Raw genomic sequence first — 14,526 nt, forward strand, 5'->3', positions numbered from 1 at the left:
AGGATTCGGGCCGATTCAAGGAAGGTTTACCTTGGGGTTCTCCTCATTCTCGATAGATGCAGCCGCCCCGGCGCGCCGGCTGGCGGCTTTCGTGCTGTTGATGGGCCTGGCCGCGCCGCTTGCGGCACAGGATTCCGCCACCGGCGGCGAGACATCCGCGCGGGGCGCCGCGGCGCCCGTGCTCCAGGCGACCCGGGCGATGGAGCCGCCGCAGATCGACGGGCGGCTGGATGAACCCGCGTGGGGCGGGGCGCCGGTCGCCCGCGACTTCGTCCAGTTCCGGCCCGACCCGGGCGAGCCCGCCAGCGAGCGCACCGAGGTCCGCGTCCTCTACACGGACGACGCCGTCTACGTCGGCGCGCGGATGTACGACCGCGATCCCGCCGGGATCATCCGCCGGCTCGCCCGCCGCGATGAGCAGGTGACGACGGACGTCTTTCACGTCGCGTTCGACAGCTATTTCGATCGCCGTACCGCGTTCCGTTTCGCCGTCAGCGTGGCGGGCGTCCAGAGCGACGGGCTGCTGTTCTCCGACACGCAGGCGGACGACGATTGGGATGCGGTGTGGGAGAGCGCGACGCGCACGGACGAGACTGGCTGGACCGCCGAACTGCGGATCCCGCTCTCGCAACTCCGGTTCGCCGGATCCCCCGAGGACGGCGCCGGAAGCACGTGGGGCATCAACTTCCGGCGCGAGATCGCCCGCCTGGAGGAGGTGAGCGTGTGGGCGCCCCTGCCGGAGGACGGCTCGCGGCTCGTCTCCGCGTTCGGCACGCTGCGCGACCTTCGGGACCTCCGGCCGCGCCGTAATCTGGAGGTACGACCCTACGTCCTCTCTTCGGCGACGCGGGCGCCCGGCACCGCCGCCGATCCCTTCTACACCGCCACGGCCCTGCGCCAGACGGTGGGAGGCGACCTGAAGTACGGGATCACGGAGAACCTCACGCTCGACGTCACCGTCAACCCCGATTTCGGTCAGGTCGAAGCGGATCCATCCGTCGTGAACCTCACGGCGTTCGAGACGTTCTTCCCCGAGAAGCGGCCGTTCTTCCAGGAAGGCTCGGACATCTTCGGTTTTCCCTTCGGCCCGGGCGACGATCAGAACAACGAGTCGCTCTTCTACAGCCGCCGCGTCGGGCGGACGCCCCAGGGGTCCGTGACGAGCCCGGCCGACTACCGCGACGTACCGGCGGCGACGAGCATTCTCGGCGCGGCAAAGCTGTCCGGAAAGACGGCGAACGGGTGGTCGATCGGCTTCATCGACGCGCTCACATCGAGCGAGATGGCGCAGTTCTCCGCCCCGGGGGGGACGCTGGGCGAGCAGGTGGTCGAACCGGTGACGAACTACGCGGTGGGGCGGGTCATCCGGGACTTCCGCGACGGGGAGAGCGCGGTGGGCCTCATCGCCACCGCCACGAACCGGCGCCTGGACGCCGGGGGGCCGCTCTCCTTCCTGGCGGACCAGGCGTACACGGGAGGATTCGACTTCCGGCATCGGTTCGCGAACGGCAACTACGAGATCAGCGGCCATCTGATCGGGAGCACGGTGAGCGGGAGTCCGGAGGCCATCGAGCGCATTCAGCGTTCCTCCGTCCACTACTTCCAGAGCCCGGACTCCAGGCACGGACTGGACCCCACCCGCACGCGTCTCTCGGGCAGCACGTCGACGGTCAGCTTCTCCAAAGTCGGAGGCGGCAACTGGCGCTACGGACTGTTCGGCGAGAACCGGTCACCCGGCTTCGAGGCGAACGACCTCGGATTCCAGCAGAACGCGGACTACCGGGTCGGGGCGGTCTGGGTGAACTACGAGCAGTTCCGGCCGCAGGGGCCGTTTCGGAACTGGGGAGTGAACGCGGCGACGTGGTCCGGCTGGACGTTCCGCGGCGAACGGCAGTTCACGGGCGGCAACGTGAACGCGAACTTCCAGTTCAAGAACTTCTGGCGGGGCTTCGCCGGGTTCAATCAGGAGTGGGCGGGGCTCGCCACGACGGCCCTGCGCGGGGGCCCCGCGCTCTACCAGCCGAGCCAGTGGAGCAGCTGGGGCGGGATGTTCACGGATTCCCGCAAGTCCGTGCAGCTCGGGGCCGTCTTCAACGCCGGCGGAGAGTACCACACCGCGACCCGCCGCTTCGGCGTGTCGCCGAACATCAGGCTCCAGCCGTCGAGCCGTCTCCAGCTCAACATCGGCCCGAGCCTGCAGTGGAACGATCAGGCGTGGCAATTCGTCGCGCAGCCCGACGCCTCCGATGGGACGCACTACGTGTTCGCGCGCCTGGGCCAGCAGACGGTCTCGATCACGACGCGCCTGAATTACACGTTCAGCCCGGACCTTTCGCTTCAGTTCTACGCCCAGCCCTTCGTGAGCGCGGGCAGCTACGACCGATTCATGGAGGTCGACGATCCACGGGCGTCCGGTTTCTCCGATCGCTTCCGGACGTACGGCGAGAACGAGATCCGGCGGTTGGAGGCGAACGGCTTCGGGCTCTACCAGGTCGATGCCGACCGGGACGGGAGGGCGGACTTCGGGTTCGCGGATCCCGATTTCAACGTGAAGTCCTTCCGCTCCAACCTCGTCCTGCGCTGGCAGTACCGGCCCGGATCGACCGTCTTTCTCGTCTGGAGCCGCGACCAGCAGGCGTTCCGCAACGACGGTTCGTTCCGCCTCGGCGACGATCTGACGGACCTCGCGCGGATTCCCTCCACGAATATCTTCCTCGTAAAGTTCGAGCACTGGCTCGGACTCTAGTCTTCGTGTGGCGGGAGCGACGCGGTTCCCGTCACAGTCCGGCGGGCGGTCCGGAGCGTCCAGCGCGGTGAGAAGCGGTGACCGGTTACATTTTCGTGGCGCTTGCGGTGCTGGTGGCGGTGGCCGGCTGGCGTGCGCGGCGGCGGCTGCGCCACGCGACCCGGAGCGGCGTCACGGACGAGATCGTGCGGCGCATCGAGACGGTGGGCCGCGTGGACGCGGAGGACGTCGAACCGGTCGATCTCGAGTTGGCGAGGGCCGAGGAGGACGAATTCTGGGCCCAGACGTGGGACGAGCCCGAAGAGAACTGGTAAGGGGACTGGCGGGGATTCGATGATCAACACTGCACGGAACTCCGGTGCCATCCGGGCCGGGCTGGTGGCGATGGCGCTGGCTGCGATGGGGCTGTCGGCGGCGGCGGTCGGCGTGGCGGAGGCGCAGGAGCCGCCGCGGGTTTCGTTCGGCCCTGCGGCCGCGGCCTTCGCGGACGGGCTCGGCTCCATGCGCGGCGCGCGCGAACTCGAGGACGGGCGTGTACTCATCGCGGACGGCTTCGGCGCCGCGGTCATCGCGTGGATGCCCGGGGGCCGCGCGGACACGCTGACGAACACGGGCCAGGGTCCGCAGGAGTATCGGACGCCGGACGGCCTCTACCCCCTTCCGGACGGCGCGTCGCTCCTCGTCGACCTCGGCAACGCCCGGCTCACCCGCATCGAGGCGGACCTCAGCTTCGGCGAGACGTGGCCCATCGCCCAGGGCGCGCCGAATACCGGGATGACGATGATGATTCCGGTGGGAACCGACCGCGAAGGCGGGATCTACTTCCAGCGGCGACTCGACGGGATGGCGGGCACGTCGGATTCGGCCGCCGTGGCGCGCTTCGATCCGGCGACGGGCGAGATCTCCGAGGTCGGACGGGTGCGGCTGGCGGCGCAGACACGGGTCGAGTCGGGGGATGCCAACAACCGCAGCGTGAACATCCGGCCCGTGCCGTTCTCGAACCAGGATGCGTGGAACGTGGCCTGGGACGGCCGGGTGGCGGTCGCGCGCGCGGACGGTTACCGGCTGGAGTGGCTGGATCGCGCGGGCGGGGTCACGCGGGGGCCCGAGATCCCCTACGAAGCGGTGCGGGTCCGGCGGGCGGATCAGGATGAGTGGCTCGAGGAGCTCGGGGGCGGTCTGCGTGTCGAGGCCACGGACGACGGGAGCGGGATGCGGATGTCCATGAGCCGCGCGCCTTCGGGGGCGGGCAATGCGGACCGCTCCGACTTCGATTGGCCCGATACGAAGCCGGTCATCCCGGCCGGGGCGGTGGCGGTCGATGCGGGAGGCCGGGCGTGGGTCCGGCGTTATGTGCCGGCGGGAGAAGCGCACCTGTACGATGTGTTCGACGGAGGCGGGCAGCGCGTCGCCCAGGTAGAACTGCCCGAGGACCGGCGGCTCGTCGCCTTTGGAGCGGAAAGCGCCTACCTCGTCCGAAGCGACGAACTCGGTTTCGCCTGGCTCGAGAAGTACCCGCTGCCCGCGGTGCCCTAGCGGGGCGTTGCCCTAGCGCGGACGCCGTCTCGTCAGATCCGGATCCGGCGGCAGCAACGTAGCGTCGTCCGCCGGAACGAAATCGGCGGAGCCGGTGAGGGGAATCGGGGCAGTCCACACCTCCGTGTCCGGCTGGAACGCCGCCCAGGCGAACCAGAACGCGTGATACGCCTCCGGGTGCGCTTCGAGTCTTTCTCCCTCCAGCGGTCCATCCACGGCCTCGCCCGCGAAATTCCACACGCTCCCCGTCTCCACGTCCTGCCGGCGACCATCGACGACTTCGAACGTGAGCGGCCGCCCGTTGGCTCGAGCGCGGTAGATCCTCGCGCTCTGAGCGCTGGAGTTCCAGAACGCAACGACGGGTTCTCCGCGCGCCATGGCGCTCGCGGCCCAGACGGACGTGTTCTGACCCTCCTGGTCACGGGCCGCGGTTTCTCGCAGGTCCGAGATGGCGAACGCGATGCCACCGGTTCCCGACGGGACGCCGACCACCCGCTCCTTCGGCTTTCGGCGCGGATCGATCGGGGCGGAGGTCGGATAGAAGAGTGAGGCGTTGTCCGGGTCCCGATAGTTCCCGTATGGGTAGAGCGTGTAGAGGAAGTCGTGCCCCGTCGCGCGTGTCGCGATCCAGGTGTCCAGAAAGATCTGGAGCCATGCCCCGTACACCATCAACTCGTACGGCACGCGCGTCAGGCTGCTGCCGTCGCGCGGGCCGCAGGTGGCGGAGCGCGTCAGTTGAGGGTAGAGCGTCCCGGTGCCGTCGTCCATCACGAGGTTGTTGTCGAGAACGTAGTTGGATACCACGAAGTCGGGCGTGCCGCTCGGCTCCGGATTGAAGACGCTGACCGATCCCGTAAGCGGCGAATAGGTGATCGTGAGCCGTTCTCCCGTCGCACTCGGATCGACCGGGTCGGATTCGGCCTGCAGGTTCAGAACTTCGTGGTACCAGAGGAGCTTCAGCGGGATGGCGAGGGGCTGGCCGTTGAATTCGAGCCCGATCACCATGTCGCTGCGATTGACGTAACCGACGTGGGGGGCGATGAGCCGCGTGGCGACGTCGGGGTTATTGAGCGCCGGAATACTCGAGCGCTCCGCGCCGGCGTCCGTGAAGTTCGCGAGCGGAAGCGAGCAATTCGAGAACCCGGTCAACGGGCCGAAGCTCTCTCCGGAGCACGCGGCGAGCCCCACGGCACACAGTATCGGGGCGACCCGGAGCATACGACGGCGCAAGCCGATCCGCCGGGCGACATTACACTTGACTGGACTCATCCGGCGCCCCGCACCTGTCATCCTCCGTCACCGCCGCGAGAGTGCTCGACGGTGCTTCGGGCGGAAGGACCGGCGAGGCCGCCGGCCGTCCTGCTAGCAGCCCGTGCTAGATGAACAAGGCCTCGTTTTCGGAATCGACTCCCTGGATGTCGGCCTTCTGCGCCCGCACATCCTTCTGGCCGACCTGACGCTGCCCGACGACGATCATCGCGATACTCGCGACGAGCGCCAGCACGATCCTCAGCTTCTTCATGGCGTCCCCCCTCCTCCATCGTCCCTGCACCTAACGCCGTACCGAACGCCGGATCCGGACACAGATCGCTCCCATAGTATAAGGCCTTCCTGCCGTTTAACGAACTCTCCGGCCCATTGGTGACACGCCGGCCGGGAGCGTCGGCCGCGATGACCCAGCGGTTGAGGGCGTCGCGCGCCAGCGCGAGGTCGGTCTGCGCCAGGACCGCGCCTTCCGAGCCACGGGCCTCGAGGCGGACGAGGTCGGCGCGCACCCGAATGTTCACACGGACCGAGTCCCGGCGCGGCACCGTGTCGAGCACCACGCTCCCGGCTCCGGCCGCGGCGAAGACGTACGCGTCGATGTCGAGCGGATTGACCAGCAGGATCCGGTATTCGCGTGTCGGACCCTCGCCCGCGAGGGGGGCGGGTGGTGCGGGGGCGGCAGCGCCGTCGGACGGCGCGGAATCGGGCGGGGTCCCGCGCGAATCCGGAGGGTCGTCGGCCGGAGCGCACGCCGTCGCGAGCCACGCAAGCGCGGATGCGGATAGAGCGCGGCCTGGCCGCAAAGGCCGCCGGTTCAGCGAACCTCCTTCGCGCGGGCCGCCAGTTCGCGGATCGCGCCGTCGTCCACCGCCCTGAAGGCCAGCGCCCGTTTCTCTTCCTCCAACCGCCGTTCCTCCGTCCAGTCCAGCTCCGCGGCCACGACTTCGGCGACGCGGCGCGCGGCCTCCGGCGTCCCCGCCCGCGTCTCGAGGCCCACCCGCATCCGCCGAAAGAGAATGTCCTCGACGTGAAGGGCCATCTCCCCCCGCACCGAATACACCGCTTCGGCGAGAAGGTGCGGCCGCTCGGCGACGACCCGCTCGCCGAGCCGCGGGTTTCGCTCGACCAGGTCGAGTACGCGGTTCGCTCTCGTGCCGTACGCGCGCGTCAGTCTGTCGGCGGAGGCGCGCTCGAGTCCCTGCCCGCGGGCACGCGCCCGGATCCGGCCGCGGAGCGCGTCCAGATCCCGGAACCGCGCGCCGGGCAGCGGGACCTTGTCCGTATCCACCTTCCGAAGCGCCTTCACGCCCGCCGGCGCGAGGAACGACTGCACGCGATCGACCGTCGCCTCGGCCATGTGCCGGTGAGAGGTCAGCTTCCCTCCGCTCAGGGTGAAGACGCCCGGGGGATGCTGATGGACCTCGAACTCCCTCGAGACGGCTCCCTCGTCGGCGCCGTCCGCGGGAGGCGCGACGAGCGGCCGCAGGCCGGCCCAGGCGCTGATCACATCTTCCGGTCCCAGCTTCGACGCGGGGAGCAGGTGACGCGTGGCCTCGACCAGGTAGGCGATGTCGGCGGGGGTGGCCGCAACCTCGTGCGGGCGGCCGTCGAAGAACTCATCCGTGGTGCCGATGAGGGTCAGGTCCTCCCGCCACGGGAGGATGAACATCACGCGGCCGTCCTGGGGTGCCTCGAAGATCAGGGCGCCGGAGTGCCCCACCCGTTCGCGCGCCACGTGGATGTGCGTCCCCCGCGAGGGGCGGATGCGCACAGCGGACGCCGCGCCATCGCCCCGGGCGGGTACCTTCGGGCCCGCGGCGACGCGGTCGAGTGTCTGTTCGGCCCAGGCGCCGGTGGCGTTGACGATCGCGAGGGCGTCGACGTCCACTTCCCGTCCGCCCTCCACGTCTCTCACCAGCGCCCGGTGGCCCGGCCAGTCCGATGCGTCGATGCGCACGACCTCGGCCCGGTTGACCACGGTCGCGCCGGCCTCGACGGCCGCCACGATGGTCGTGACGACGAGCCGTGCATCGTCGACCTGGGCATCGAAATAGCGCGCGCCGCCGAGCAACCCCTCGGTCCGCAGCGCCGGTTCACGGGCGCGCATGGCTTCCGTGTCGAGCATCTGGTGGCGTTCGATGTTCCGGAACAGCGAGAGCGCGTCGTAGAGCCACATCCCCGCGTCCAGCTTCCTCCGGCCGATGCGGCCGTCCCGGAAGATGGGAAAGTGGAACTCCAGCGGCCGGACGAGGTGGGTCGCGATCCGGAGCAGGGTCCGGCGTTCCTGGCTCGCCTCGAACACGAGGTCGAACTCGAAGTGCTCCAGGTAGCGCAGGCCGCCGTGGACGAGGCGGGAAGAACGGCTGCTCGTGCCCGACGCGAAGTCCGCGGCTTCGACGAGAGCGGTGCGAAAACCGCGGCGGGCCGCGTCGCGCGCGACGGCCGCGCCGGAAATGCCGCCTCCGATGACGAGGATGTCGAAGGCGGTCTCCGCGAGGCTCCGGAACCGCTCGGCGCGCCCCGGAGCCGGGGTCACGGCTCGAGGACGAGCTTCCCGAAGACTCCGCCCGCCTCCAGCCGCTCGTGGGCCTCGCGCGCCCGGTCGAGCGGCCACAGGTCATCGACGACCGGCGTCAGGGTGCCGTCCAGCACGAGTCCCATCACGGCCTCGAACTCGGCACGCGTCGCCATCGTGGTCCCCATGATCGATGTCTGACTCCAGAACAGACGCGCGATGTTGAGCGTGCCCTGTGGCCCGGTCGTCGCGCCGTATACGACCATCCTGCCCGCACGCGCCAGCGCGCGCACGCAGCCCTCCCACGTCGCCGCGCCCACGCTGTCGAGGACGAGGTCGACGCCGCGTTTCGCCGTCTCCATCCAGACGCGCCGCGAAAAATCTTCCTCGAGGCGATCGATGACGAGGTCCGCTCCGAGCGCCTCCACGCGCCGTACGTTCCCGGGTCCGCTCGTCACCGCGAATACCCGCGCCCCGTGGTGTTTCGCGATCTGGATCGCGGCGGTGGAGACGCCGCCCGACGCCCCCGTGATGAGAACCGTCTCTCCCGGCGCCAGCCGCCCACGCGACAGGAGTCCGCGCCATGCCGTCTGGTATACGAGTGGCGCGACGGCCGCGGTCGCGAACGGGAAGCCGTCGGGGAGCCGGACCAGGTTGCGCGCCGGAACCGCGACCTGTTCCGCGAAACCGCCCGGCACGTGCTCGCCGAGGATACGGTAGGAGGCGCAGAGGGGGTGCTCGCCGCGGGCGCACCACTCGCAGTCGGCGCGGGCGCACCAGAGGCCCGGGTTGACCGCGACCCGGTCGCCGGGGGACCAGCCCTCCACGCCATCCCCCGTCGCCGCGATCTCGCCCGCCACATCCGACCCTCCGATGTGCGGCATCTTCAACGTGAGTCCCGGCAAACCGCGCCGCGTCCACAGATCCAGGTGGTTGAGGCCGGCCGCGCGCACGCGGATCAGCACTTCGCCGGGACCCGCCGCCGGTTCGCGCAGGTCGCCGACGCGGATGACGTCGGGCCCCCCGTGTCGTTCGAAGTAGGCCGCTTTCATGGCCGCCAACCTACGGTTGCGCCGCGGTGCGTGCAGTGGGCCTTGGTTGAGAACCGGTCTCAACGAGGCTTGATATGGGGTCGTGCGCCGCGTACCTTGTTCGGCCGATAATCGTTATCGGTTCATCTCGAATTGAACACTGTATTTCCAGGCCGGCGCCCCTGGGTGACCGGCCTTTCGCACCAAGAGGACACGATGTCAGAACCGCTTCTGTCGATCCGCGGACTCCGGGCGAAAGTCGAAGGTGAGGACGGGGAGATCCTCCGCGGCGTCGACCTGGACCTCGAGCGCGGCGAAGTGCACGCGCTGATGGGACCCAACGGCTCGGGCAAGAGCACGCTCGCCAAGGTCATCGCGGGCCACCCCGCGTACGAGGTGACGGCCGGCGAGATCCTGTTCGAGGGAGAGGATGTCCTCGAGCTGGAGCCCGATGAGCGGAGCCGCGCGGGGATCTTTCTCGCCTTCCAGTATCCGGCGGAGATCCCGGGCGTCTCGATCGCCAATTTTCTGCGCACCGCCGTCAACTCGCGGCTGGACGAGGGCGAGGAGATGGACGTGTTCGGGTTCCAGCGCACGCTCACGGAGAAGATGGAGATGCTGAAGATGGATCCGGGCTTCGCCACCCGGTATGTGAACGACGGCTTCTCCGGCGGCGAGAAGAAGCGGAACGAGATCCTGCAGATGGCCGTGCTCCGGCCGGCGCTCGGGGTTCTGGACGAGACGGACAGCGGACTCGACATCGACGCGCTCAAGGTCGTGGCCCGCGGAGTGAACCGCCTTTCCGAGGCCGACGAAGCGCTCGGAGTGCTGCTCATCACGCACTACAAGCGGATCCTGAACTACATCCAGCCGGACGTCGTGCATGTGATGATGGCGGGCCGCATCGCGGAGAGCGGCGGCGCCTCGCTGGCCGACAAGCTGGAAGCCGAGGGGTACGACTGGCTGCAGCAGCCCGCGACCGTCTGACGCCGTAACGCCGTAAGGGAAGGTGGAGGAACCATGCCTCAGAACGAGACCATCGCCGAACTCGGGCTCGACGAATACAAGTACGGCTTCGTCACGGAGGACAAGCCCGTCTTCAAGGCCGTCCCCGGGCTCTCCAGCGACATCGTGCGCCAGATCTCGCAGCACAAGGAAGAGCCGGAATGGATGCTCGACTTCCGGCTGAAGGCGCTCGACGTCTACTACTCCAAGCCGATGCCGAAGTGGGGCGGGGATCTCTCGAAGCTCGAGGACACGCTCGACCAGATCTACTTCTACCTCAAGCCGCAGGATCAGATGGAGCGGTCCTGGGACGATGTCCCGCAGGAGATCAAGGACACGTTCGAGAAGCTCGGGATCCCCGAGGCGGAGCGTAAGGCGCTCGCCGGGGTCGGGGCCCAGTACGAGTCGGAGATGGTCTACCACTCCCTGAAGGAGCAGTGGGAGGAGCAGGGCGTGATCTTCGAGTCGATCGAAGATGGACTCGCGAAGCACCCGGAGCTGTTCCGGCAGTACTTCTCGACCGTCGTCCCCACGCACGACAACAAGTTCGCGGCGCTCAACTCGGCCGTGTGGTCGGGCGGGTCGTTCGTCTACATCCCGAAGGGGGTGAAGGTGGAGATTCCGCTCCAGGCCTACTTCCGGGTCAACGCGGAGCGCATGGGCCAGTTCGAGCGCACCCTCATCATCTGCGAAGAGGGGGCCGAGGCCCACTACATCGAGGGCTGCACGGCGCCGGTCTACTCGACGGACTCGTTCCACTCCGGCGTCATCGAGATCGTGGTCAAGAAGGGCGCGCGCTTCCGGTACACCACGATCCAGAACTGGTCGAACAACATGTACAACCTCGTCACGCAGCGGGCGCTCGTGCACGAGGACGCGAAGATGGAGTGGCTCGACGGGAACCTGGGCTCGAAACTCACGATGAAGTACCCGTCGTGCTTTCTGGTCGGAGAGCGGGCGCACGGCGAGATCCTCTCCATCGCGTACGCGGGGGACGGCCAGCACCAGGACACGGGCGGCAAGGTGATCCACGCCGCCCCCAACACGACGTCCCAGATCACCTCGAAGTCCATCTCGAAGGGGCTCGGACGCTCCTCGTACCGCGGACTGTGCAAGGTGTATGACGGCGCGGAGGGCGCGAAGTCCAACGTCGAGTGCGACGCGCTGCTGCTCGACGAACAGTCGCGGACGGACACCTACCCCTACATCGAGATCGATGAGAACACGGCATCGATCGGACACGAGGCCACGGTCTCGAAGGTGGGCGACGAGCAGCTCTTCTATCTGATGAGCCGTGGCCTCGACGAGGCGGAGGCGATGGCGATGATCGTACGCGGCTTCATCGAGCCGGTGGCCAAGGAGTTGCCGCTCGAGTACGCGATCGAACTGAACCGGCTGATCGAACTGGAGATGGAAGGGTCGGTCGGATGAGCACAATGACAGCCGGGCCGGCGGAGTCGACGCTGGCCGCGGCGGATTTCGATACGCTGGCCGGCGGGCTGACGGAGCCGGAAGCGATCGCGGGGGCGCGGGCCGCCGCTTGGGAACGGTTCACCGCCCTTCCCTGGCCGACGAAGAAGTCGGAGGAATGGCGGTACACGGACCTCACGAAGGTCGGTTTCGGGGCGCTCACGCCGGTGGTCCCGGCGCCCGCGACGGCGGAAGCGCTGCCGGCGGATGTGCGCGAGGTGCTCGGGCGCTCCGGTGAGCGGGCGGGCGTCGTCGTCCTCCGGGAGGGGCGGGTCGCGCATCTCGAACTCGAACCCGAGGTGGCGCGGAGCGGCGTGGTCCTGTGCTCGATCCGGGACGCGGCGGAGCGGCACCCGGAGGTGCTGAGGCGCGCGCTGTTGGAGGCGCAGCCCGGCCCCGCGGAAGAGAAGCTCTGGGCGCTGCACCTCGCCCTCCTGGGCGGCGGCTATTTCCTGCACGTGCCGCGCGGGGTGGAGATGCCGGCGCCGATCCACGCGTTTCACTTCGTCGAGCGGGCCGGGACGGTCTCCTCGACACATTCGTTCGTGTCCGGCGAGTCGGGCGCGCGGGTCGCGGTGATCGACGAGTTCCTCTCCGACGATCTCGAAGCGGAGACCGTCTCGCTTCACGGGGCAACGATCACGGGTGAGGGGGGCGCGGGGATTGAGTACGTCGCGCTCCAGCGCTTCGGCCGGGGCGTGAAGCGATTCTCGACGCAACACGTCGCCGCGGGCCGCGACTCGCGGATCGTGACCTTCAACGTCACGCTGGGCGGCGACCTCTCGAGGGCGGACGTCACGAGCCGTCTCGACGGGCCCGGGAGCAGCAGCGAGATGCTCGCGCTCTGGTTCGGCGACTCCGACCAGCACTTCGACCACCACACGCTGCAGCATCACGCGGCGCCGCACGCGCACAGCGATCTGCTGTTCAAGGGGGCCCTGACGGACGCGGGTTCGAGCGTGTTCCGCGGGCTGATCCGGGTCGACAAGGGCGCCCAGCTCACGGACGCCTACCAGACGAACCGCAACCTGCTCCTGAGCGAGGGCTCTCACGCCTCCGCGCTTCCCAACCTGGAGATCGAGGCCGACGATGTGCGCTGCTCGCACGGGGCGACGATCGGGCAGGTCGAGGACGGACAACTCTTCTACCTGATGAGCCGCGGTCTCACGCGGCGCCAGGCCGAGCGCCTGCTCGTGTTCGGGTTCTTCGACGAGGTTCTGGGACGCCTTCCGATGGAGGGGGTGCGGGCGCGCGTCCGCGAAGCGATCGAGGAGAAGATCGGGCTATGAGCCGATTCGTCACGGTGGCCAGGGTCGACGATGTCCCGGAGAACGGAACGTGCGGGGTGATGGCCGAGGACCTGGCGATCGCCCTCATCCGGAGCGGCGGCGAGGTCTATGCGCTCGAGGACTGCTGCTCCCACGAAGAGTTCCCGCTCTCGGACGGCGAGGTCGAGGCGGGTGAGATCACCTGTCTCCTCCACGGTGCGCGCTTCGATCTCGCGACCGGCGAGCCGAGGGCGCTCCCGGCGGTCATGCCGGTCCGGCGCTTCGACGTGCGGATCGACGGGGACGACATTCAGGTCGACCTCGACTGAGCGGGATCCGGGGCCCGATGGCGGAGACGGCGGAGATGACGGATACCATGCGCGCGACGGGCGTGCCGGCGTCCGAGCGCTCCTCCGCGCCGGGCGGTCGCCGCGATCCGGGTGAGGCTTCGGACGATGGCGGCTGGGATCTCGCCGCGATCCGGGCCCAGTTCCCCATTCTGTCGAGGGAAGTCAACGGCCACCCCCTGGCCTATCTGGACAACGCGGCAAGCTCGCAGCAGCCACTCCGCGTGCTGAACCGGGTCGAGCGCTATCTGCGCCGGGAGCACGCGAACGTGCATCGCGGCGTGCATCGGCTCAGCGCGGAGGCGACGGAGGCGTACGAGGGCGCGCGCCGTGCGGTGGCGACGCACGCGGGCACGACGGACCCGGCGGAGATCGTCTTCACGCGCGGTACGACGGAGGCGGTGAACCTCGTCGCGTCGAGCTGGGGGGACGCGTTCATCGCTGAGGGCGACGAGATCGTGCTCACGAAGATGGAGCACCACTCGAACCTCGTGCCGTGGCAACTGCTCGCGCGCCGCACGGGGTGCAGCCTCCGCTTCGTCGACGTCACGCCCGGGGGCACGCTCGATCTGGACGATTTCGACCGGCTGCTGGGGAAGCGAACCCGGCTGGTCGCCTGCACGCACGTCTCCAACAGCCTGGGGACCGTTAATCCGGTCCGGGAGATCGTGGACCGGGCCCACGCGGCCGGCGCGTTGACGCTCATCGACGGCGCGCAGGCCGCGCCCCACATGCTGACCGATGTCGCGAAGACCGGGTGCGACTTCTACGCGTTCAGCAGCCACAAGATGTGCGGTCCCACCGGCGTCGGGGCGCTGTGGGCCAGACGGGAGCTGCTGGAGGAGATGCCTCCGTACCAGGGCGGGGGCGAGATGATCTCGGAGGTGAAGCTCGAGGGATCTTCGTGGGCGAAGGTGCCGCACAAGTTCGAGGCCGGAACGCCCAATATCTCGGGCGTCGTGGGCTTCGGCGAAGCCGCCCGCTTTCTCGCGGACCTCGGGTCGGAGGCGATCGAGGCGCACGAGGGCGCCCTGAAGCGCGCCGCGCTCGAGCGCCTCGACGAGATCGAGGGGCTTCGCCTGTACGGCCCCCGCGAGGAGCGGACCGCGGTCTTCTCCTTCACGTACGGCGACATACATCCGCACGACCTCTCCACGATCCTCGACCAGCGGGGAATCGCGATCCGGGCGGGGCACCATTGCAACCAGCCGCTGATGGACCACTACGGGATCAGCGCGACGGCCCGGGCGAGCTTCTACTTCTACAATTCGCCGCGGGAGATCGACGCGCTGTGCGACGGCCTCGCCCTGGCAGCCGAAGTCTTCGGCGGCATCGCCTGAAT

At 69.0% G+C, this 14,526-nt stretch carries 12 protein-coding genes; 8 read left to right on the top strand and 4 right to left on the bottom strand.

Going from position 1 to position 14,526, the window contains the following annotated elements; genetic code table 11:
- The first annotated feature begins 100 nt into the window (after positions 1-100).
- The 3 genes from ACOGI9_RS12665 to ACOGI9_RS12675 all read left to right on the top strand — a co-directional run bounded on the left by ACOGI9_RS12665 (position 101) and on the right by ACOGI9_RS12675 (position 4,282).
- A complete protein-coding gene (locus tag ACOGI9_RS12665; protein ID WP_419859295.1) occupies positions 101-2,746 on the top strand; it encodes a DUF5916 domain-containing protein in 2,646 nt (881 codons plus the stop codon).
- A gap of 77 nt (positions 2,747-2,823) precedes the next feature.
- Positions 2,824-3,060, top strand: coding sequence for a hypothetical protein (locus ACOGI9_RS12670; RefSeq protein WP_419857477.1), 237 nt, complete (start codon positions 2,824-2,826; stop codon positions 3,058-3,060).
- 19 nt (positions 3,061-3,079) lie between these two features.
- A complete protein-coding gene (locus ACOGI9_RS12675) occupies positions 3,080-4,282 on the top strand; it encodes a hypothetical protein (RefSeq protein ID WP_419857478.1) in 1,203 nt (400 codons plus the stop codon).
- Between the two features lie 12 nt (positions 4,283-4,294).
- Here ACOGI9_RS12675 and ACOGI9_RS12680 read toward each other — a convergent pair whose 3' ends face one another.
- From ACOGI9_RS12680 to ACOGI9_RS12695, 4 genes are all read right to left on the bottom strand, one after another.
- Positions 4,295-5,431: a DUF3179 domain-containing (seleno)protein gene (locus ACOGI9_RS12680; protein WP_419857479.1), complete on the bottom strand. Its 1,137-nt coding sequence runs from the start codon at positions 5,429-5,431 to the stop codon at positions 4,295-4,297.
- Positions 5,432-5,657: 226 nt separating this feature from the next.
- Positions 5,658-5,804: a hypothetical protein gene (locus tag ACOGI9_RS12685; RefSeq protein ID WP_419857480.1), complete on the bottom strand. Its 147-nt coding sequence runs from the start codon at positions 5,802-5,804 to the stop codon at positions 5,658-5,660.
- 558 nt (positions 5,805-6,362) lie between these two features.
- Positions 6,363-8,084, bottom strand: coding sequence for a glycerol-3-phosphate dehydrogenase (gene glpD, locus ACOGI9_RS12690; protein WP_419857481.1), 1,722 nt, complete (start codon positions 8,082-8,084; stop codon positions 6,363-6,365).
- On the bottom strand, positions 8,081-9,115 hold the full coding sequence (locus ACOGI9_RS12695; RefSeq protein WP_419857482.1) for a zinc-binding dehydrogenase: 1,035 nt from the start codon (positions 9,113-9,115) through the stop codon (positions 8,081-8,083). The genes glpD and ACOGI9_RS12695 overlap by 4 nt, the downstream gene beginning before the upstream one ends.
- 195 nt (positions 9,116-9,310) lie before the next feature.
- Between ACOGI9_RS12695 and sufC the strand changes: the two genes are divergently transcribed.
- The 5 genes from sufC to ACOGI9_RS12720 are packed head-to-tail and all read left to right on the top strand — an operon-like array spanning position 9,311 to position 14,524.
- Positions 9,311-10,081: a Fe-S cluster assembly ATPase SufC gene (gene sufC / locus ACOGI9_RS12700; protein ID WP_419857483.1), complete on the top strand. Its 771-nt coding sequence runs from the start codon at positions 9,311-9,313 to the stop codon at positions 10,079-10,081.
- Between the two features lie 33 nt (positions 10,082-10,114).
- A complete protein-coding gene (gene sufB, locus ACOGI9_RS12705; protein ID WP_419857484.1) occupies positions 10,115-11,530 on the top strand; it encodes a Fe-S cluster assembly protein SufB in 1,416 nt (471 codons plus the stop codon).
- Entirely contained in the window at positions 11,527-12,858 is a 1,332-nt protein-coding gene (gene sufD / locus ACOGI9_RS12710) for a Fe-S cluster assembly protein SufD (protein ID WP_419857485.1), read from the top strand. Before sufB ends, sufD begins: the two co-directional genes overlap by 4 nt.
- A complete protein-coding gene (locus ACOGI9_RS12715) occupies positions 12,855-13,166 on the top strand; it encodes a Rieske (2Fe-2S) protein (RefSeq protein WP_419857486.1) in 312 nt (103 codons plus the stop codon). Before sufD ends, ACOGI9_RS12715 begins: the two co-directional genes overlap by 4 nt.
- Positions 13,167-13,183: 17 nt before the next feature.
- On the top strand, positions 13,184-14,524 hold the full coding sequence (locus ACOGI9_RS12720) for a cysteine desulfurase (RefSeq protein WP_419857487.1): 1,341 nt from the start codon (positions 13,184-13,186) through the stop codon (positions 14,522-14,524).
- Positions 14,525-14,526: the final 2 nt, after the last annotated feature.

The organism is Candidatus Palauibacter irciniicola, assembly GCF_965208695.1.
GTDB lineage: Bacteria > Gemmatimonadota > Gemmatimonadetes > Palauibacterales > Palauibacteraceae > Palauibacter > Palauibacter irciniicola.